The sequence below is a fragment of the Rhizobium sp. BK112 genome, from assembly GCF_014193215.1.
GTDB lineage: Bacteria > Pseudomonadota > Alphaproteobacteria > Rhizobiales > Rhizobiaceae > Rhizobium > Rhizobium anhuiense.
On sequence record NZ_JACHYZ010000011.1, the window covers coordinates 148784 to 169302 of the forward strand.

20 protein-coding genes are annotated in these 20519 nt (G+C 61.3%); 17 read left to right on the forward strand and 3 right to left on the reverse strand.

The features are described 5' to 3' along the window. Nucleotides 1-33 precede the first annotated feature (33 nt). From FHT75_RS26815 to FHT75_RS26890, 16 genes are all read left to right on the forward strand, one after another. Entirely contained in the window at nucleotides 34-474 is a 441-nt protein-coding gene (locus FHT75_RS26815) for an RpiB/LacA/LacB family sugar-phosphate isomerase (RefSeq protein ID WP_127430812.1), read from the forward strand. A gap of 82 nt (nucleotides 475-556) precedes the next feature. After that, on the forward strand, nucleotides 557-1384 hold the full coding sequence (locus FHT75_RS26820; RefSeq protein WP_028757645.1) for a phosphogluconate dehydrogenase C-terminal domain-containing protein: 828 nt from the start codon (nucleotides 557-559) through the stop codon (nucleotides 1382-1384). A gap of 99 nt (nucleotides 1385-1483) precedes the next feature. Then, on the forward strand, nucleotides 1484-2425 hold the full coding sequence (locus FHT75_RS26825; RefSeq protein ID WP_028757644.1) for a D-ribose ABC transporter substrate-binding protein: 942 nt from the start codon (nucleotides 1484-1486) through the stop codon (nucleotides 2423-2425). A 73-nt stretch (nucleotides 2426-2498) separates the two neighbouring features. Beyond that, a complete protein-coding gene (locus FHT75_RS26830; RefSeq protein ID WP_047616917.1) occupies nucleotides 2499-3143 on the forward strand; it encodes a DUF2291 family protein in 645 nt (214 codons plus the stop codon). Further along, entirely contained in the window at nucleotides 3140-4690 is a 1551-nt protein-coding gene (locus tag FHT75_RS26835; RefSeq protein ID WP_183845276.1) for a sugar ABC transporter ATP-binding protein, read from the forward strand. Before FHT75_RS26830 ends, FHT75_RS26835 begins: the two co-directional genes overlap by 4 nt. Then, nucleotides 4687-5751: an ABC transporter permease gene (locus FHT75_RS26840; protein WP_028757638.1), complete on the forward strand. Its 1065-nt coding sequence runs from the start codon at nucleotides 4687-4689 to the stop codon at nucleotides 5749-5751. The genes FHT75_RS26835 and FHT75_RS26840 overlap by 4 nt, the downstream gene beginning before the upstream one ends. Nucleotide 5752: 1 nt before the next feature. Next, complete coding sequence (locus FHT75_RS26845; protein ID WP_097595396.1) at nucleotides 5753-6787, forward strand: Gfo/Idh/MocA family protein; 1035 nt, start codon at nucleotides 5753-5755, stop codon at nucleotides 6785-6787. Beyond that, nucleotides 6784-8631, forward strand: coding sequence for a hypothetical protein (locus FHT75_RS26850; RefSeq protein ID WP_183845275.1), 1848 nt, complete (start codon nucleotides 6784-6786; stop codon nucleotides 8629-8631). Before FHT75_RS26845 ends, FHT75_RS26850 begins: the two co-directional genes overlap by 4 nt. Nucleotides 8632-8685: 54 nt before the next feature. Further along, entirely contained in the window at nucleotides 8686-9690 is a 1005-nt protein-coding gene (locus FHT75_RS26855) for a dihydroxyacetone kinase subunit DhaK (RefSeq protein ID WP_097595400.1), read from the forward strand. Nucleotides 9691-9693: 3 nt separating this feature from the next. Then, nucleotides 9694-10338: a dihydroxyacetone kinase subunit DhaL gene (gene dhaL / locus FHT75_RS26860; protein ID WP_183845274.1), complete on the forward strand. Its 645-nt coding sequence runs from the start codon at nucleotides 9694-9696 to the stop codon at nucleotides 10336-10338. Between the two features lie 70 nt (nucleotides 10339-10408). After that, entirely contained in the window at nucleotides 10409-11662 is a 1254-nt protein-coding gene (locus FHT75_RS26865) for an ABC transporter substrate-binding protein (protein ID WP_183845273.1), read from the forward strand. 94 nt (nucleotides 11663-11756) lie between these two features. After that, a complete protein-coding gene (locus tag FHT75_RS26870) occupies nucleotides 11757-12656 on the forward strand; it encodes a carbohydrate ABC transporter permease (protein WP_183845272.1) in 900 nt (299 codons plus the stop codon). Further along, a complete protein-coding gene (locus tag FHT75_RS26875; protein WP_028756742.1) occupies nucleotides 12653-13537 on the forward strand; it encodes a carbohydrate ABC transporter permease in 885 nt (294 codons plus the stop codon). The genes FHT75_RS26870 and FHT75_RS26875 overlap by 4 nt, the downstream gene beginning before the upstream one ends. 30 nt (nucleotides 13538-13567) lie before the next feature. Next, nucleotides 13568-15088 carry a DUF5060 domain-containing protein gene (locus FHT75_RS26880; protein WP_063474068.1) on the forward strand — a complete coding sequence of 507 codons (1521 nt, stop codon included), beginning with the start codon at nucleotides 13568-13570 and terminating at the stop codon, nucleotides 15086-15088. Nucleotides 15089-15103: 15 nt separating this feature from the next. Continuing rightward, the gene (locus FHT75_RS26885; RefSeq protein ID WP_028756740.1) at nucleotides 15104-16174 is read left to right on the forward strand and encodes an ABC transporter ATP-binding protein; all 1071 of its coding nucleotides are present in this window, start codon (nucleotides 15104-15106) and stop codon (nucleotides 16172-16174) included. Nucleotides 16175-16284: 110 nt separating this feature from the next. Beyond that, entirely contained in the window at nucleotides 16285-16794 is a 510-nt protein-coding gene (locus FHT75_RS26890; protein ID WP_183845271.1) for a GNAT family N-acetyltransferase, read from the forward strand. 169 nt (nucleotides 16795-16963) lie between these two features. Here FHT75_RS26890 and FHT75_RS26895 read toward each other — a convergent pair whose 3' ends face one another. Genes FHT75_RS26895 through FHT75_RS26905 form a run of 3 tightly spaced genes read right to left on the reverse strand, consistent with a single transcriptional unit; the run spans nucleotide 16964 to nucleotide 19406 of the window. Next, the gene (locus FHT75_RS26895) at nucleotides 16964-17431 is read right to left on the reverse strand and encodes a cyclophilin-like fold protein (RefSeq protein WP_063474067.1); all 468 of its coding nucleotides are present in this window, start codon (nucleotides 17429-17431) and stop codon (nucleotides 16964-16966) included. 12 nt (nucleotides 17432-17443) lie between these two features. Beyond that, nucleotides 17444-18190 (reverse strand): SDR family oxidoreductase, encoded by a 747-nt coding sequence (locus FHT75_RS26900; RefSeq protein ID WP_183845270.1) that lies wholly within the window; start codon nucleotides 18188-18190, stop codon nucleotides 17444-17446. A 28-nt stretch (nucleotides 18191-18218) separates the two neighbouring features. Next, entirely contained in the window at nucleotides 18219-19406 is a 1188-nt protein-coding gene (locus tag FHT75_RS26905; RefSeq protein ID WP_183845269.1) for an MFS transporter, read from the reverse strand. 96 nt (nucleotides 19407-19502) lie between these two features. Between FHT75_RS26905 and FHT75_RS26910 the strand changes: the two genes are divergently transcribed. After that, the gene (locus FHT75_RS26910; protein ID WP_183845268.1) at nucleotides 19503-20399 is read left to right on the forward strand and encodes a LysR family transcriptional regulator; all 897 of its coding nucleotides are present in this window, start codon (nucleotides 19503-19505) and stop codon (nucleotides 20397-20399) included. Nucleotides 20400-20519: the final 120 nt, after the last annotated feature.

Sequence of the window (20519 nt, forward strand, 5' to 3'; positions counted from 1 at the left end):
TCCATGCCTGAAGGCGAGCGGAAGGAAACTGCTATGAAGATCGCAATCGGCGCGGACAGCGCAGGCAAACCGCTGCTGGATGTCATTGCCGCCCATCTCGCGCACAAGACCGACCTGGAAGTTCATGATCTCAGCCAGTCCGGCTTCTACGCCGACCTGTCGCAGCGCCTCGCGCAGACGATCGTCAACGGCGAACATCAACGCGGCATCCTGATCTGCGGAACCGGCATCGGCGTCTGCATTTCCGCCAACAAGGTGCCGGGCATCCGTGCCGCGCTGACGCACGACACCTATTCGGCGGAGCGCGCGGTAAAATCGAACAACGCCCAGATCATCACGATGGGAGCGCGCGTCATCGGACCGGAGCTGGCGAAATCGATCGTCGATGTCTGGCTTGCATCCGAATTCGACCCTGACGGCCCCTCGGCCGGAAATGTGCAGGCGATCGACCGGCTCGACGCCGAAAAACATTGATGGCGACAGATTAAGCAGTGATATGGTGATTGACTCATCATACCAGTATATGATCCTATCCAAACGGAAAAGGTGAGGAAACATGACTCAGATTGCCCTCTTCGGCGCAGGCGGAAAAATGGGATATCGGCTTGCCAAAAATCTCAAAGGCTCACGATTCCAAGTGCGCCATGTCGAGGTGAGCGACGCGGGCAAGGCCCGCTTGAAGAACGATCTCGGTCTTGATTGCGTGCCAGTCGATGCCGCACTCGATGGCGCCGATGTGGTGATCCTTGCCGTGCCGGACACGGCGATCGGCAAAGTCGCGGCAGGCATCGTCGACAAGCTCAGGTCAGGCACCATGGTGGTCGCGCTGGATGCTGCGGCTCCCTTTGCCGGCCATCTGCCGAAGCGTGACGACCTCACCTATTTCGTCACTCATCCCTGCCATCCGCCGATCTTCAACGACGAGACCGACATGCAGGCCAAGAAGGACCATTTCGGCGGCCTGTTCGCCAAGCAGCACATCGTTTCGGCGCTGATGCAGGGGCCTGACAGCGCCTATGCGCTTGGCGAGGAAATCGCCAAGCTCATCTGGGCTCCGGTCATGCGCTCGCACCGCGTCACGGTCGACCAGCTCGCCATGCTCGAACCCGGCCTGTCGGAAACTGTCTGCGCATCGCTGCTCGTCATCATGCGCCAGGCCATGGACGAATGCGTGGCCCGCGGCGTGCCGGAACAGGCCGCCCGCGACTTCCTGCTCGGCCATATGAACGTGCTCGGCGCCGTCATCTTCAAGGAAGTCGACGGGGTGTTCTCGGATGCCTGCAACAAGGCGATCGAGTTCGGCATCCCGGCGCTGATGCGCGACGACTGGAAGAAAGTATTCGAACCGCAGGAGATCGCCGAAAGCATCCGGCGCATCACCTGAATTCGGCTTGGAGGAGGCAAGCCCTCCTCCTCAACTGCTCCGGGAGACCGGACAACCGCTCCGAGGAGACGGGGCTTCATTCACAACAGGGAGGAAAAAATGAAACTGACGCGCAGACTGACACTTGCGGCTTTCGCCGGCGCCCTGGCGCTGGGAACGGCCATGCCGGCCTTTGCGGCCGATCTCATCGCCATCATCACACCGGCGCATGACAATCCCTTCTTCAAGGCCGAAGCCGTCGGCGCCGAAGCCAAGGCGAAGGAACTCGGCTACGAGACGCTGCTCATGACCCATGATGACGACGCCAACAAGCAGTCGGAAATGATCGACACGGCGATCGGGCGCGGCGCCAAGGCGATCATCCTCGACAATGCCGGAGCCGACGCCTCCGTCGCGGCCGTCAAGAAGGCCAAGGATGCCGGCATCCCCTCCTTCCTGATCGACCGCGAAATCAATGCGACGGGCGTGGCCGTCGCCCAGATCGTCTCGAACAACTATCAGGGCGCGCAGCTCGGGGCGCAGGAATTCGTCAAGCTGATGGGCGAGAAGGGCAATTACGTCGAGCTGGTCGGCAAGGAGTCCGACACCAATGCCGGCATCCGCTCGCAAGGCTACCACGACGTCATCGACGACTACCCGGACCTGAAGTCCGTCGCCAAGCAGTCGGCCAACTGGAGCCAGACGGAAGCCTATTCGAAGATGGAAACCATCCTCCAGGCTAATCCCGACATCAAGGGCGTCATTTCGGGCAACGACACCATGGCCATGGGTGCGATCGCAGCACTGCAGGCGGCCGGCCGCAAGGACGTGATCGTCGTCGGCTTCGACGGCTCCAACGACGTGCGTGACTCCATCAAGTCGGGCGGCATCAAGGCGACGGTGCTGCAGCCCGCCTATGCCCAGGCCCAGCTCGCGGTCGAACAAGCAGACGCCTACATCAAGACCAAGACGGCGCCAAAGGAAGAGAAGCAGTTGATGGATTGCGTTCTCATCAACGCCGACAACTCCGGCAAGCTCGAGACCTTCGCGCTGACGAACTGATCAGCCGCGAGATGCAGAGGGTGCGCGGCCGCGCCCTCTGCAATGCATTTCGCAAGACGTCGAGGTTCACAGCATGTTGAGAATGAAGGGCGCCCTCATCGCTGCCGTCGTGGCGGCGGCCTTGCCCGGTTGCAAGATCATCAAAACGCCGACGCCGGAGGAAAAGGCGGCGGCAGCGGCCAAGACCGCCTTCGACCCGAATGCAAAGGTCGAGGCGATCTGGCAGCCCGAGGTCGTGCCTTATTTCGAAAAGCGCGCTGGCGACCTGAAAGACGTCATGCAACTGGCTGCCTCCAGCCCTGATGCCGCGGGCGAGAAATACGGCAATCCCCGCAAGCAGAGCAGTTCGCCATGGACCTATGCGGTGAAGATCACCGGCAAGGTCGTGGCGGCCGATACGGACTCGCGCGCGGCAACGCTCGATGTCGACGCCGATGGCGACGGCAAGGCCGATGCAAAGGTCCAGATCGGGCCGGCGCTCCGCGGCACGGCGCTCCGCGACACGCTGGACTTCGTCAATTTCAACGAATTCAAGAACCAGATCGAATGGGCGCAGTTCGGCAAGGCGTTCAACGAGAAGGCCAACTCGGCCTTCCTGTCGGCCGTCCCGCGCGAGGACCTCGCCGGCAAGACGGTGACCGTGATCGGCGCCTTTCCGCTGCCGAAAAGCGGCGAGCTGCCGCTCGTGACACCTTCGGAATTGAGGGTGGGCTCATGACGGCGACAGAGGCACAAAAGGATGATGTCATCCTGCGCCTTGACGACGTGTCGAAGGTCTATTCGGGCATCGTCGCCGTCAAGCGCGCCAATCTGGAACTGCGCCGCGGTGCGGTGAACGTGCTCGTCGGCGAAAACGGCGCGGGCAAGTCGACGCTGATGAAGATCATCGCCGGCGTCGAGCGTCCGACGCATGGCCGCATCATCCTCGACGGTGAACCCGTCTCCTTCGACAGCCCAGCGGAAGCGCAGGCGCATGGCATCGGCATGATCTTCCAGGAGCTCAATCTCTTCGCCAACATGTCGGTCGCCGAGAACATCTTCGCCAGGCGCGAGATCACCCGCGGCCTGCTCGGCATCGACCACAAGGCGCAGGTGCAAAAGGCCAATGGCTTTCTCAAGCGCCTGGATGCCGGGATCGAGGCGGACACGATGGTCGAGGATCTGCCGATCGGCCAGCAGCAACTCGTCGAAATCGCCAAAGCGATGTCGCTAAATGCCCGGATCCTGATCATGGACGAGCCGACGTCGGCGCTTTCGGCGGCCGAAGTCGACATCCTGTTCAAGGTGATCGCGGAACTGAAGGCTCAAGGAGTTGCGATCGTCTATATCTCACATCGGCTCGAAGAGCTGATGCGGATCGGTGACTATATCACCGTGCTGCGTGACGGCCAGGTCACCGGCGAGGCGATGGTGCGCGACATCGATACGCGCTGGATCGTTCGCTCGATGATCGGCTCGGATGCCAAGGACTTTGCAAAATCCGTCACCCATGCCGTTGGCGCCGAGGTCTTTCGCGCCGAAAACATCAGCCTTCCCAGACCGACGGGCGGGCTGTCGGTCAACGATGTCTCGCTGTCGGTCAAGGCGGGAGAAATCCTCGGCATATACGGCCTGATGGGTGCGGGACGCAGCGAATTCTTCGAGTGTGTGATCGGCCGCCACGCACACTCGACCGGCAAGATCTTCATCGAGGGCAAGCAGGTTCGCGCCCGCGACACCACCCGGCGCATCCGCCGCGGCCTTGCGCTCATTCCGGAAGACCGGCAGCGCGAGGGTCTGGTCCAGGTGCTCTCGATCGCTTCCAACCTGACGCTGGCGAGCCTTGGCCGCTTCGCCCGGCTCTTCCATATCGACAGCGGTGCCGAGAAGAGCGCCGTCCAGGAGGCCATCCGCGATCTTTCGATCAAGGCGCCGAACCCGGATTTCGAGGTGACCTCGATGTCGGGCGGCAACCAGCAGAAGGTCGTTATCGGTAAGGCATTAATGACCAATCCGAAAGTGCTGCTGATGGACGAGCCGAGCCGCGGCATCGATGTCGGCGCCAAGGCCGACGTCTTCCGCACCATGCGGCGGCTGGCGGCAAACGGGCTCGCCATTCTGTTTTCGACCTCCGACCTCGAGGAGGTCATGGCGCTTTCCGATCGCATCGCGGTCTTGAGCAACGGCCAGCTGGTCGCCGTCTTCGACCGGAACGAGGCGACGGAAGACGCCATCATCGCGGCTTCGGCCAAGGGACACGGACATCAAGGGAAACTCGCGTCATGATGGCGGCTACGTCAACCACTCTTGCGCCGAAAGGCGCCAACGGCTCGGCGCTTCTGACGCTGATGAAGCTCAGGACCTTCATCGCGCTTTTCGCCGTGATCATCTTCTTTGCGATCTTCGCGCCGAACTTCACCTCGACGGCGAACATGATCCTGATGTCGAAGCATGTGGCGCTGAACGCCTTCCTGGCGATGGGCATGACCTTCGTCATCATCACCGGCGGCATCGACCTTTCCGTCGGATCGATCGTCGGGTTGTGCGGCATGGTCGCCGGCGGCCTGATCCTTTACGGTATCGAATTGCCGATCGGCTACACGATCTATTTCAACCTCTTCGAGATCGTGCTGATCACGCTGTCGATCGGTCTCGTCATCGGCCTTATCAACGGCCTGCTGATCACCAAACTCAACGTCGCGCCCTTCATCGCCACGCTCGGCACGCTCTATGTCGCCCGCGGTCTCGCCTTGCTGTCATCGGACGGCCAGACCTTTCCGAACCTCGTCGGCCGGCCCGAATATGCCACGACCGGTTTCGACTTCTTCGGCGCGGGGCGCATTCTCGGCTTGCCGGTGTCGATCTGGATCCTGATCGTGCTGGCACTCGCGGCTGCCTATGTCGCCCGCTCGACGCCGATCGGCCGTCATATCTTCGCCGTCGGCGGCAATGAGCGGGCCGCGCGCATGTCCGGTATCCGGGTCGATGTGGTGAAGATCTTCGTCTACATGTTTTCCGGACTTTGCGCCGCCATCGTCGGCGTCGTCATTTCCTCCGAACTGATGGCCGCCCATCCGGCGACCGGCGAAAGCTTCGAACTCAATGCGATTGCCGCAGCCGTGCTCGGCGGCACCTCGATGTCGGGTGGCCGCGGCACGATCGGCGGCACGATCATCGGCGCTTTCGTCATCGGCATCCTCTCCGACGGGCTTGTCATGATGGGCGTCTCCTCCTTCTGGCAGATGGTCATCAAGGGCCTCGTCATCATCATTGCCGTCGTGGTCGATCAGGCCCAGCGGCGCCTGCAGCAGCGCGTCACCCTCATGCAGATGGCAAAGGCAGGCTGAGATGACCGAGTTGAAGGGGGCTTTGATCGGCTGCGGTTTCTTCGCGATCAACCAGATGCACGCCTGGAAAGATGTCGAAGGTGCTGACATCGTCGCGATCTGCGATCGCGATCCGGAGCGGCTGAAGGTCGTCGGCGACCAGTTCGGTATCGATCGCCGCTACCGCGATGCCGAGGCCATGTTTGCCGATGGCGGCTTCGATTTCGTCGACATCGCCACGACGGTCCAGAGTCACCGCGCTCTGGTGGAAATGGCCGCAGTGAATAAGGTGCCGGCCATCTGCCAGAAACCCTTCGCCAAGACGCTGTCGGATGCAAAGGCGATGGTCGAGGCTTGCCGCAATGCCGGCGTGGCCCTGATGGTGCACGAGAATTTTCGCTGGCAGACGCCGATCCAGGCGGTCCGCAAGGCGCTCGATGCTGGCGCCATCGGCACGCCCTTCTGGGGCCGCTTCTCCTTCCGCTCGGGTTACGACGTCTTCTCCGGCCAGCCGTATCTTGCCGAAGGCGAGCGCTTCATCATCGAAGATCTCGGCATTCATACGCTCGATATCGCCCGCTATATCCTCGGCGATATCAGATCACTGACGGCCCGCACCAAACGGGTCAATCCCAAGATCAAGGGCGAGGATGTCGCAACCATTCTGCTCGATCATGAAAACGACGCCACGTCGGTGGTCGACGTCAGCTACGCCACCAAGCTCTCGAAAGAGCCGTTTCCCGAAACGCTGATCGAGCTCGACGGCTCCGAGGGCACGATCCGCCTGACCCAGGGCTACCGCCTTGAAATCGCCCACGGCAGGGGCACCACCACAATGGATGTCTCTCCGAAGTTGTTGTCCTGGGCCTCGCGGCCTTGGCACAACATCCAGGAGAGCGTCTATGCGATCCAGCAGCATTGGGTCGATCAAATCAAGCGCGGCGCGGAGCACTCGACCTCGGGGGCCGATAATCTGAAGACCTTCGCCCTCGTCGAGGCCGCCTATGACAGCGCTGCCAGGGGACAGACGATCGATGTCGGAGCGATGCTGCGATGACGATCAATGCGTTCCAGCTCTACGGCACCCACCTGGTCGAGAGGCCGCCGGTTCGGCTGAGGGCCGGAAAGCTGACCGCCGACCTCGCCGATGGCAACCTCCGCGCGATCCGCTACGACGGCATCGAGGTGCTACGGGCGATTTCTTATCTCGTTCGCGACCGGGACTGGGGCACCTACAGCCCTGAAATCGTCGATCTCAGGATCGAGCAGAAGGAAGACCGTTTCGAAGTCGCTTATCAGGCCCGCTGCGAGGGACCCGGCGACACGAGGCTCGTTATCGATGTTCGCATCGCGGCATATCAGGACCGGCTCGATTTCGAGGGCGAAGCCATGACCGAGACCGGCTTCGAGACCAACCGCTGCGGCTTCTGCATCCTGCATCCAATCGTCGGCGTGGCGGGTTCGCCGGCCAAGGTCGAGCATGTCGACGGGGAGATCGTGACGACACGGTTCCCCGATGTCATCGAACCCTGGCAACCATTCAAGGACATGCGCGCCATCACCCACCGGGTCATGCCTGACGTTCAGGCTGAATGCCGGATGGAGGGCGACACCTTTGAAATGGAAGATCAAAGAAACTGGTCGGACGCATCCTATAAGACATATGTCAGACCGCTCGCTCTGCCCTGGCCCTACCAGATCTCTGCCAACCAACCTGTCCGGCAAAAGACGTCGCTTGTTATCAGAGACACCAGGCATTCCGCACCGCGCTTCGCGCCTGCGACCTTGGGCGGCGCGATAAAACTCAAGCTTGGAGAGCGGACCGGCATCATGCCCGATATCGGCGTGATCGTGACGCCTGAGGAGGCCGATGCGACGCTCATGGCAAAGGCCGTCCTGTCGGAGATCGCGCCGCGGGAACTCCTCTTTCATTTCGATCCGGATGCCGGGCATGCCGCCGAAGCACTGAAGACTTTTACCGCGATCGCCGCCGTCCACCGCGGCCGCTCGACGCTGGAGATCGCCCTCCCCTGCAAATCGTCGCCGGCAAGCGAGGCGGCCGAGATCGCCCACCAAATGCAGCTGGCGGCATTCAAGCCGGATGCGATCATGATCTCGCCATCCGTCGACCGGCAATCGACGCCGCCCGGCAGCACATGGCCGGATTGCCCGCCTTTGGACGCGGTCTATGCCGCCGCCCGCGCCGCCTTTCCCGGTATTCGCATCGGCGGCGGCATGCTGAGCTATTTCACCGAACTCAACCGCAAGCGCGCGCCGGATGGGCAGCTCGACTTCGTCAGCCACTGCACCAACCCCATCGTGCATGCGGCCGACGATCTCAGCGTCATGCAGACATTGGAAGCGCTGCCCTTCATCACCCGCTCCGTTCGTGCCATCTACGGCGACAAGCCCTACCGGATCGGCCCCTCGACGATCCCGATGCGGCAGAACCCCTATGGCAGCCGCACAATGGATAATCCCATGGGCGCACGCATACCCATGGCCAACCGCGACCCGCGCCACAACGGCCGTTTCGCGGAAGCTTTCGCACTCGGTTACGCAATCAGAGTGCTGGATGCCGGTCTCGAATGCCTGACGCTCTCGGCCTTGACCGGTCCGTTCGGTCTGATTGCCGGTCCGGCCGAGCCGATCGAGCAGGGTGGGCGGCGTCCGCTGTTCAATGCGGTGCGGACTTTGTCCGCCTTGGCTGGTGCATTCTGGCAGGAATGCATCTCGTCCTCGCCCTCCGAAGTGCTGTCTTTCGTTGCGCGGGACGCCGCAGGAAACAGGCTCCACGTCGTCAATCTGACGAGCGGAGAGCGAAGAGTCGATTACCCCGCATCGGGGAAGGATCTGCTGCTCGCACCCTTCGCCACCGCGGTCTTGCCGCTGGCGGATTGACCTCCGGCGCATCAGCCGCATCTATGCAATCGGAGCTCACTGGGGAGGATCGGCGTGAAGACGAAGAAGCTTATCAATTCCGGCGCAGATGCCGTCGATGAGATGCTGCAAGGGATCCTCGCGGCGCATCCACGCCATCTTTACGCAGTCGAAGACATGCCCCGCGCGATCATTGCCAGAAACGGACCGCGCAAAGGCAAGGTCGGCCTGGTCATCGGCGGCGGATCCGGGCATGAGCCGACCTTTCTGGGGTTTGTCGGCAAGGGGCTGGCGGATGCCGCCGCGATCGGCAATGTCTTCGCCTCGCCGCCGCCCGATCCGATCATCGCCTGCGCCAAGGCGGTCGACGGCGGCGCCGGCGTCCTGTTCATGTACGGCAATTATGCCGGCGACGTGATGAATTTCGACATGGCCGCCGAGATGCTGGCGCTCGACGAGATCGAGGTCCGCACCGTCCTAACCACAGATGACGTGGCGTCCGCTCCTGCCGATCAGAGGGACAGGCGACGCGGCGTGGCGGGCAACGTCTTCATCTTCAAGGCCGCCGGAGCGGCATGCGATCTTCTCTACTCTTTCGACGATGTCGAGCGCGCCGCCCGCCATGCCAATGCACGAACCTATACGATGGGTGTGGCGCTCTCTCCCTGTTCGCTGCCCCAGACCCTCCGGCCGAACTTCCTGATCGGCGAGGACGAGATGGAGATCGGCATGGGAATCCATGGAGAGCCCGGCATGGCGCGCGAGCCGCTGAGGTCGGCCGATGCCGTGACCGACGAGCTGATGGACAGCATGCTTCGGGAGATGAAGGCGGACCCAGGCGATCGTGTCGCCGTGCTCGTCAACTCGCTAGGTTCGACTCCGCTGATGGAACTCTATATCATGATGCGGCGCGTGAAGTCCCGACTCGACGATGCCGGGCTCGTCATCCACACGTCGCTCGTCGGCAACTATTGCACCTCGCTTGAAATGGCCGGCGCCTCGATCACCGTCATGCATCTCGACGACGAGCTTCAGCGGTTGATCGACCACCCGTGCGATTGCGCGATGTTTGCGAGGTGATCGATGACGATTACCACAAAAGACCTGCAACAACTGTTTGCCGGGATTGCCGAGGATATCGCGGCAGAGCGCGACCATCTTTGCGAGCTGGACGGCGCCATCGGCGATGGCGATCACGGCCTTGCCATGGACGGAGGCTGTCAGGCTGCCGCCAAGGCGGTCGGCGAGCTCGATATGGAAACTCCACCGACGCTGCTGTTCAACGTTGCGGCAAAGGCATTCCTGAATGCGGTCGGTGCTTCGTCCGGCCCCTTATATGCCACGGCCTTCATGCGCGCCGCGGCCGCAGCCAAGGACAGGCAGACCTTGACCGATGACGATTTCGTCCGCGTTTTCGCAGCCATGGCGACGGGAATCCAGGAACGCGGAAAGGCCGAAGCCGGTGAAAAGACGATGGTCGACGCCTGGAAGCCCGCGGCCGACGCGGCACTTGATGCGTGGGGGACAGGAAAGCCGCTTCCCGAATGCTTCGACATGGCAGTGCATGCAGCCCGCGTCGGCTGTGACGCAACCAAAGACATGACGGCAGCGAAAGGACGGGCTTCGCGATTGGGAGACCGGGCTATCGGGCACATCGATCCCGGTGCGGCATCGGCGGTCATCATCATCGCCGCGATGGCCAAATTTGCTCGACGGCACGATGGTTAGCTCATCATACCAGTTGACATGTCAATGACTATCTGCAAAAAGGGTCCCGGCTTACAAGAGGAGGACGGTAATGCTGACCCTTTCTGCGAAATTGAAGACTGCGAGCATCGTTGCGATCGCCATGGCGTCACTTTCGGCAACACCGGTTCTTGCTGAAGACATCACGCTCTGGACCCTCAACTTCGACAATAATGCTGCCAATACGGCCCTCAAGAAGGTGGCGACGGACTTCGAAGCTGCAAATCCCGGGACGCATGTCGAGATCGTTCAGCGCGCCGTCGATGAACACAAGACCGCGCTCCGCGTCGCCGCGGGCTCGGACAAAGGACCCGACATTTATTTCAGCTGGGCGGGTCTCGGCCTCGGCGGCGAGTATGTGAAGGCCGGCCTGTCGCTGCCACTCGACAAGTATTACACCGAGTATAAGTGGAACGACGAATTGCTGCCGTCGGCTGCCGCTTTCGCCGACCTCTATACCGGCGGCAAGCACGGTGTTCCCTTCACCTTCAAGGGCGAAGCCGTCTACTACAATAAGAAGCTTTTCGAACAGGCCGGCATCAAGGAAGAGCCGAAGACCTACGAGGAACTCCTTGCCGCGGCCGATAAGCTGAAGGCCGCGGGCATCCCCGCCTTCACCTTTGGCGGCACGGTCAACTGGCACGTCATGCGCCTCATGGACGTTATCCTCGAAACCAAGTGCGGCGCCGAAAAGCACGACGCGCTGAAGGCGATGACGTTGGACTGGACCAAAGAACCCTGCGCGACGGGTTCCTTCGCGGAGTTTGCGAAGTGGACGAAGGACTATACGCTGCAGCCGTTCATGGGTATCGACAACAAACAGTCCTACAGCCTCTTCACGGCCGGTCGTGCAGCGATGATGCTCGAAGGCGACTGGCTGGTCAGCCAACTCAACGGCTCCGGCGCCAATCTCGACGATTACGGCATCTTCCCCTTCCCCACAAATACCGACCGTCTCTACGGCTTTGCCGAGTACAATTATATCAGCACCAAGAGCAAGAACCCCGACATAGCGGCGAAATTCCTCGACTATTTCCTGTCGACGAAGGTGCAGCAGGATCTGCTCGGCCAATTGAGCTCGACCTCCGTCAACAAGAACGTCCAGTATGCCAATCAGAAGCCGCTCGAAGCCGAATGGCTGGGCATCTTCCAGAAATACGGCAAGGTCTACATGAACGGCGACCAGGCCTTCCCGCTCGATGTCACGACGGAATATTTCCGCGTCATCAATGATGTCGCTTCCGGCAGCACCGAACCGGCCGAGGCGGCCAAGCAGTTGCAGAGCTTCATCGCCAGCAGAAGCTGATCCCTCCCAAGCGCCAGTCGATCGACCTCTGAGTTGATCGGCTGGCACATTCTTTCATCAGCTGGCAGCGGCTTTTCACTGCCAGGAGGAAAGCATGTCACTTCGACAATCGACACATGATCCGCGCGTGCAAGCGCTCATCCTGCTCGTGCCGGCGCTGGCGATCTATGCGGTCTTCGCGCTCTACCCGATGCTCAACGTCGTGATCCTGAGCTTCCAGAAGTGGAACGGGCTCGATCCCAATCGGCAATTCGTCGGCCTTGCGAACTATTCGGCGATTTTCACCAAAGATCCGGTCTTCTGGGTGGCGTTCCGCAACACGGTGATCTGGACCGTGATGAGCCTGATCTTTCCGCCGCTGGTCGGACTGCTGCTGGCGCTCAGCCTCAACCAGAAAATATTCGGCCGCAATGGCCTCAGGGCCATCTTCTATCTGCCTGTGATCATCGCGCCGATCGCCGTCGCCACCATGTGGAAGTGGATGTACGATCCCTTCTTCGGCCTGTTCGCCCAACTGCTGACCTCCTGGGGCATGCAGATCTGGATCAAGGATTGGCTGGGCAATAAGGATATCGCGCTTTATTCCGTCTTCGTCGCCTATCTCTGGCAGACGGTCGGCTTCTCGATGGTTCTATTCCTGGCCGGCCTGCAGAACGTCTCTCAGACGCTCGTCGAAGCGGCGCGCATCGATGGCGCCGGCCGCTGGGCGGTGTTCAAACATGTGACATTGCCGGCGTTGCGCCCGACGATCACCATCGTCCTCGTTCTCTCCGTCATCTCGTCGCTGAAGGCTTTCGACATCGTCTACGGTTTGACGGGCGGCGGTCCGGCGCAGTCCACCCAGATGCTGGCGCTCTGGGCGTTCACGCAGGCCATGCAGATCTTCGATTTCGGACGAGGTGCGGCAATATCCGTCGTGCTGCTGCTGATCACCATGGCCGTCGTCATTCCCTATCTCAGATGGACCCAGAAGCACGAGGAGGTCGAATCGTGACAGCAGTGCCGACCGACCATGCCGCCGTGCATCTCGAAGCCCAACCATCGTCGATGAAGCGCGATCCCGTTCTGATCGGCCTCTGGATAACGCTTGTCATCGTGGCGCTCGTCTGGGTCGCGCCATTCGTCTTCATCGTCTTCACCTCGCTGAAGACGCCGGCGGCGGTGACGAGCACCGGCGCCTTCATGCCGCCGGCCGAGCTTGCCTTCGAAAACTATGGCGCCGCATGGAGCCGCGGCAATTTCGCAAACTCCTTCTTCAACAGCGTCATCATCACCGTCATCAAGGTGCCGCTCGGCCTGTTCCTGTCGGCGATGGCCGCTTATGCCCTTGCCAAGATCAAGTTGAAGATCACCAAGGCGCTGCTGCTGCTCGTCGTGTTCGGCACGATGATCCCCTTCCAGGTGATGCTTGCGCCGCTCTTCACCCTGGTCAATTCCTTCGGCCTCATCGACACCTATCCGGGCGTCATCCTTCCCTACATCGCCTTCGGCGTTCCCTATCAGGTTTTCATCCTGCACGGCTTCTTCAAGGGCATTCCGAAGGAGCTATCGGAGGCAGCGCTGATCGACGGCGCCAGCCACTTCGTCATCTTCCGGCGGATCTTTCTGCCGGTATGCCTGCCCGTCCTCGCCGCACTGCTCATCCTCGACTTCGTTTCCACCTGGAACGAATTCGCCATGGCGCTGGTGCTGCTTCAGGACCAGCACATGTGGACGCTGCCGCTCGGCCTGATGTCGTTTCAGGGGCAGTTCTCCAGCAATTACGGCCAGCTCAACGCGGCGATCGTCATGACCGTGCTGCCGGCGACGATCGTCTATCTCATGTTCCAGCGCTACTTCGTCTCCGGCCTCACCTCCGGCGCCGTCAAAGGCTGATCACAAAATCATTCTACGAGGAGAGACAGAATGTCCGATGCAACAGTCGAAAAATGGGGTGTGTTCGAGGCCTCCTTCGAAGGGCCTGCCGGCGGCAATCCCTATCTCGACGTAGCATTCGATGCCGTCTTCACCCAGAAGAGCCGCGAAGTCCGCGTGCCGGGCTTCTATGATGGTAACGGCACCTACCGCATTCGCTTCATGCCCGATAGCGAAGGCGAGTGGTCGTTCCAGACGCGCTCCAAGACCGCGGCCCTCGACGGCAAGACGGGTGTTTTGGCCGCGACCGCACCTTCGGCCGGCAATCACGGCCCGGTGCGCGTGCGCAACAAATTCCATTTCGCCTATGCCGACGGCACGCCGTTCCTCTCCTTCGGAACGACCTGCTACGCCTGGACGCATCAACCGTTCGACATGCAGAAGCAGACGCTGGAGACGCTGAAGACGGCGCGCTTCAACAAGATGCGCATGGGCGTGTTTCCGAAGGATTATCCCTATAACGTCAACGAGCCGTTGCATGCCTGCTTCGAACGCGGCTCCGACGGCAAGGAAGACTTCGACCGGCCCAACCCCGCCGCCTTCCAGCACTTCGAAAAGCAGGTCGCCGCACTCTGCGACCTCGGCATCGAGGCCGATATCATCATCTTCCACCCCTATGACCGCTGGGGTTATGCCGACATGTCGGCCGCGCAGGATTTCCGCTATGTCGAATATCTGGCCGCCCGTCTTGCCGCCTACCGGAACGTCTGGTGGTCGCTCGCCAATGAATATGATTTCCTGATCGACACGAAACCGATGGAGCAGTGGGACCGCTACTTCCACATTCTGGAGGAAAACGACCCCTACCAGCATCTGCGGTCCATCCATAATGGCGACGTGACCGCCAATTTCGATCACCGCAAACCGTGGGTGACACACACCTGCATCCAGAACCCCGACGTCAAGCGGACGCAGGAATGGCGCGATGCCTATGGCAAGCCCGTCGTCAACGACGAGCCCGAGTATGAGGGCGACATCTTGCAGTCATGGGGCAATCTCCATCCGAGGGAGCTGGTGCACCGTTTCTGGATCACCATGGCGCGCGGCGGCTATGCCGGTCACGGCGAAACCTATTCTCACCCCGAGGATCTGATCTGGTGGGCCAAGGGTGGCGAATTGCGCGGCGAAGCATGGAAGCGCATCGGCTTCCTCCGGGACCTCCTGGAGGCCGACGTCAAGCACGGTCTCGAACCGCTCGGCATCATCGGCGAATGGCCGTGGTCGCGCGTCTCCGGCGCGCGTGACGGCGACGGCGATTTCCGCCTGATCTATTTCGGCGAGCATCAGCCGGTGATCTGGTCCACCGGCCTGCCGGTTGATGGCGACGACTACGATGTCGATATCATCGACACCTGGGAGATGACGATCACGCCGGCCGAGAAAGTCGAGGCTCCCGTTCCGCATCCGACGCGCCATGGCTCGGTCGTGCGCGGCGGCAAGCCGGACGCGGCCTTCGGCGTGAAAATCCCGCGCAAGCCGTACCAGGCTTTGCGTGTGCGCAGGAAGCGCTAATCGAGAGGGTCCGGGATGTCAGGTTTAAGCATCAGAAACGTCAAGAAGTCCTTCGGCACGGTCGATATCATTCACGGCGTCGACGTCGAGATCGCCGATGGCGAATTCACCATTCTCGTCGGCCCTTCCGGCTGCGGCAAGTCGACATTGCTGCGCATGATCGCCGGGCTCGAGGACATCACCGCCGGCCAGATCAGCATTGACGGCCGGGTGGTGAACAATCTGCAGCCGAAGGATCGCGATATCGCGATGGTCTTCCAGAACTACGCATTGTACCCGCAGATGACGGTCTCCCAGAACATGGGGTTTGCCCTTGAGCTCGCCGGAGCCAAGCGGCCTGAGATCGACAAGAAGGTCGGCGAGGCTGCGGCCATTCTCGGCTTGCAGCCGCTTCTCGACCGCAAGCCCGCCCAGCTTTCCGGCGGGCAGCGCCAGCGCGTCGCCATGGGTCGCGCCATCGTCCGCGATCCGAAAGTCTTTCTCTTCGACGAGCCGCTCTCCAATCTGGACGCAAAACTGCGGGTGAAGATGCGGGCGGAGATCAAGGCCCTGCACCAGCGCCTGAAGACCACCATCGTCTACGTCACCCACGACCAGATCGAGGCCATGACCATGGCCGACAAGATCGTCGTGCTGCACGGTGGCCGCGTCGAACAGATCGGCAGTCCGCTCGAACTCTACGACAGACCGCGCAACATCTTCGTCGCCGGTTTCCTCGGTTCCCCGGCGATGAATTTTCTCGAGGGGACCATCGAAGATGCCGGCAACCCGGTATTGTCGCTGCCGGGCGGCTCCCGCGTGCCGCTCTCGCGGGCTCCCGTTAATTCGGCAAACAGACCGATGACGCTGGGTATTCGTCCTGAAGATATCAGCTTCGGTGGCGAGAACGGCGTGGACGCGGTGGTCAAGGTGGTCGAACCCACCGGGTCGGAAACTCATGTCGCCGTGGACCTCGACGGCAGGGAGCTGACATGGGTCGTTCGCGAACGTGTCGAACTGGCGCCCGAACAGCAGGTGAAGCTTTCCTTCGAAACATCAAAGGTTCACTTCTTCGACCGACAGACGCAACAGCGTTTGAACGCCTGAACATAAGAGGCCGGAGGAACCGTCGAACCACAATTGCCTTTGCGGACGAAATGGCGATTTGTAATCTCCAACTTCGCCAATACGCCGTCAGTCTGGAGGTCGCCAAGAACATGCATATTCGAAAGGCAGTTTCTGCCGACGCAGCGGAACTGAGCGAGCTCCTCAACGAGATCATCCGGGCTGGGGGAACAACAGCACTCGAGACACCGCTTTCGGCTGCCGAGTTCGTGGACTGGTTCATCGACGGCGAGTTTCCTCTTCTCTGCCATGTCGCGGAGCATGATCGGTCGCTTGTCGGCTTTCAGTCGCTCAGCCTATACGGCGATCCGCCGAAAGGCTTTGCCGACATCGGGACCTTCGCCCGTATGAACCCAAAGACTCCAGGCGTCGGCAGCGCGCTCTTTCCCGCAACCCGGGCCGCAGCGGAGGAACTCGGGCTCGACTTCATCAATGCCACCATTCGGGCCGACAATGTCAGCGGTCTTGCCTTTTATGCCAAGATGGGCTTCGAGACCTATGACCGGCTGGTCCAGGTTCCGCTTCAAGACGGGACGCCCGTCGACAGGATCAAGAAGCGTTTCAGGATAGATGCCAGGCATCGCGCGACACCTCACGCCTGAATGTGTCGACGGATCTGTGGGCGTGCCCTGCATCCAAGTGTCGGACCAGTTCAGGGTCAGCACGACTGGGGCGTGCCGCGACCGGTGCTGTGAAGAAGCGCAACTGGCTGAACACGTGGCCTGCCGGCGGAAGGAACTGAAACGAAGTCCTCAGCCGTGAACCCCCTCGTCATATCCGTTCGATGCGGACCGGGAATTCGCCGCGTACCAGCAGCGGGTCGAAGCCGTTATCAAATCGACCGAGCCGGATCAACCCGTCCCAGCTGTAATCGGCATAAAACAGGGCAAGGTTGCCCCATGGCTTGAAGTAGCAGAGATCACCCGGCTGCTCGTTATCGAAGGGACCGCTAGCTTCCTCGGTGAGTTTGCGCGGGAGATAGACGATCTTTTCGTTTTTGCCGTAGTCTTCGATCTTGAGATCCAGGGGAAGCATCGAAGCGAGGTCGAGCGCCGACGGATTGTCGTAGAGCGTCGCCGTCATGGTCATGCCGTTGAAGATTATCCGGATTCTGACATCGGTCGGTACTTGGCTCGCTGGATCCCGGCCTTCCTGTCCCTTGGCCGCATACGGCAGGGTTGCGGTTGCGAAGGTTGCGCCGAGGAGTGCACGGCGCGTCAGATATGAGGATGTCGTCATGACTGCACTCCGTCAGACCGGCTGAGCAGTCGGCCGAAACAGGATCTCATTGATATCGACGTCGTCGGGTTCGTTCACCGCGAACGCGACGGTGCGGGCGAAGGTATCTGCACCGACCGCGATCTTGCTGACGAATTCCCTCGTGCCGGCCTGGATATCCTTCTCGCTGATATGCTCGAGCAGTTCGGTACTGACTGCGCCGGGAGAAATGATCGTCGTGCGGATATTGTAGGGCTTTACTTCCTTCCGCAGGCCTTCGGACAGGGCGCGCACGGCGAATTTGGTGGCGCAATAGACGGTGGCACCGGGGTCGACCACATGACCGTAGACGGACGAGACATTGATGATGTGCCCGGATTTCCGGGCCTTCATGTGCGGAAGCGCTGCGGCGATGCCATAAAGTACACCCTTGATGTTGACGTCGATCATACGGTCCCACTCATCGATCTTGAGCCGTTCGAGTGGTGCAAGCGGCATCAGACCGGCATTGTTCAGCATCACGTCGATGCGGCCGAACTCCTCCACCGCGGTGTCCACCAGTTTCTTGACCTGGTTCCGGTCGGTGACGTCGGTGGAAACGGCCTTGGCCTTATAGCCTCTAGCGGTCAACTCGCTCGCCAGCGCATCGATGCGCCCGCTTCGGCGCGCGCCGAGGACGACGAGAGCGCCGAGCTCGGCCAGATGGCGTGCCGTGGCCTCGCCAAGCCCGCTGCTTGCGCCTGTGATGACGACGACTTTGTTTTCAATGCCCTGAGACATGCCGATCTCCTTTGTCGAATTCGGAAGGTTAAGTGCGAGGGCTCGCCAGAGCGGCGAGCAGGGCTGATCCCGCGAGCAGGACGGCGGCGAGCAGGAAGGCGCTCCACCAGCCGGCAGTGTCGAACAGCACCCCGCCCGCAAAGGCGCCACCGGCGATGGCGAATTGGATCAATGCCACCTGCAGCCCACCGCCGGCTTCAAGTTCGCCGGGAATGATGCGTGTCATCCAGGTATTCCAGGCCACCGGAATAGGGGTGGTGAAGACCCCCCACAGCACCAGCAGGGCTGCTGTGACGGCCGTGAAGGGACCGAGGGCAATCAGCAGAAGGGCAAGCATCGCGAGCCCGCTCGGCAATCCGATCAGCAGGGCGGCAAGATGCCGCCGGAGGACGAAGCCGACAATGGATGTTCCCGCCAGGCCGCCAATGCCGAGCCCGAGAAGCATCATCGACAGTCCGTTCAATTCAACGCCCGTGACGCTTTCGAGGAATGGGCGCAGATAGATCGACAGTGCGTTCTGGCCGATGAAAGCGAGGCTGGTCGCCGCCATTCCGATCGCGAATCTGCGATTGCGCAGCAGTCCGAAGATTCTGGCAACCGAGACCGCTGCCGTTGCCGGCATCTTCGGCAGGACGGCCAATTGCCATACGAGCGCAGCCAGACCTATCGGAACCGTGATGAAGAAGGTGCCACGCCATCCGATCAGCCCGCCGAGGAAACTACCGAGGGGCGCAGCGATGACGACCGCAAATGCGGTGCCGCCCTGGAGCAAGGCGATAGCCTTGGGCAGGTCGGCTCCAGAAGCCAGGCGTGCCAGGATGGCTGTCGACAGCGACCAGAAGCCGCCGATCGAAATGCCGACCAGCGCCCGCCCGACCAGAAAGACGAGGAAGTTCGGAGCAAGAGCCACGGCCAGACTGGAAGCGACCAGCACCGCCGTATAAAGCAGGACGACCGTTTTCCGGTCGAGCCTTGCCAAAAACGCGTTGCCGAAAAGACTGGTGATCACCGCAAAAAGGCCAGAGACAGCGATCGCTTGTCCGGCCTGACCTTCCGAAATGGCCAGATCCTGGGCGATCGGCGTCAGAAGGCTCACCGGCATGAACTCCAGCCCCACCAGGAGAAAGGTCAGAAGCGAGAGGCAGGTGACCGCAGCCCATGGAGTAACGGTGCTGTCGGCCGGAACAGTCTCGTCCAATGTCAGTTCGATGGTCATTCCGCGTTCTCCTGTCCATTGCGGAATGAGATAGCCGGATTGGTTTTGACAGACTAGCGGCTATAATCTGCATGGTGTGATGAAGGAGATTCACCAATGCGGCGCGACGAATTCACCGAGATGCGGGCGTTTCTCGAAGTGGCCAGAGAGCGGAGCTTCACGCGCGCGGCCGCCAAGCTGGGTGTCACCCGCTCGGCCCTCAGCCATACGATCCGGGCACTGGAAGAACGGCTCGGCGTCCGCCTCCTCTCCCGTACGACGCGCGATGTCGCGCCGACGGCGGCGGGGGAGCGCCTGGTGGAGAGCATCGAACCCCATTTCGAAAGCATTGCCGCCGAGATCAGCGCAATCAGCGCCCTGCGCGACAAGCCCTCGGGCCATGTCCGCATCGTATGTCCCGACGACGCCATCGCGTTGGTTTTTCGTCCAAGACTGTCAGCCTTCTTGCGAGATTATCCTGATATCATCGTGGAACTCATTATCGACAACGGATTCACGAACATCGTCGAGCGTCAGTTCGACGCCGGCGTTCGGCTGGGCGAGGCGGTTGCACGCGACATGGTGGCCGTTCGCATCGGCTCCGATGTCTCCTATGCCGTGGTCGGATCACCCGATTATTTCGCCCGCCGTTCCGTGCCGGCAAGCCCGCAAGACCTGACCCTCCACAATTGCGTCAACCTGCGGCTGCCAACCTCGGGCGCGCTCTATGCCTGGGAATTCGAGAAGGACGCACGCGAGTTCAGCGTCCGCGTCGACGGCCAGCTGATCCTAAGCCATATCGGATCGGCGATCGATGCCGCCCTCGACGGCGTCGGCCTCGCCTATTTGCCGAAGGACCTCATCCGACGATACGTTGAAACCGGTTTGCTCAGGGAGGTCCTTGTCGATTGGTGCCCGACCTTCCAAGGCTATCATCTCTACTATCCCAGCCGCCGCCATTCCTCGCCGGCCTTCAGCGCCTTCGTCGAGGCCTTCCGGTTCAGATCCCGGTAGCATCACACCGGAGACAACTGCAGTTGGAATATTGGCGCACTCGAAAAGGCAGCGCCATGCACACAAAATGATGCTTTTCGCGCTCATCGTTATTCCCTACTTCCTGTCAAGACAGGTGAC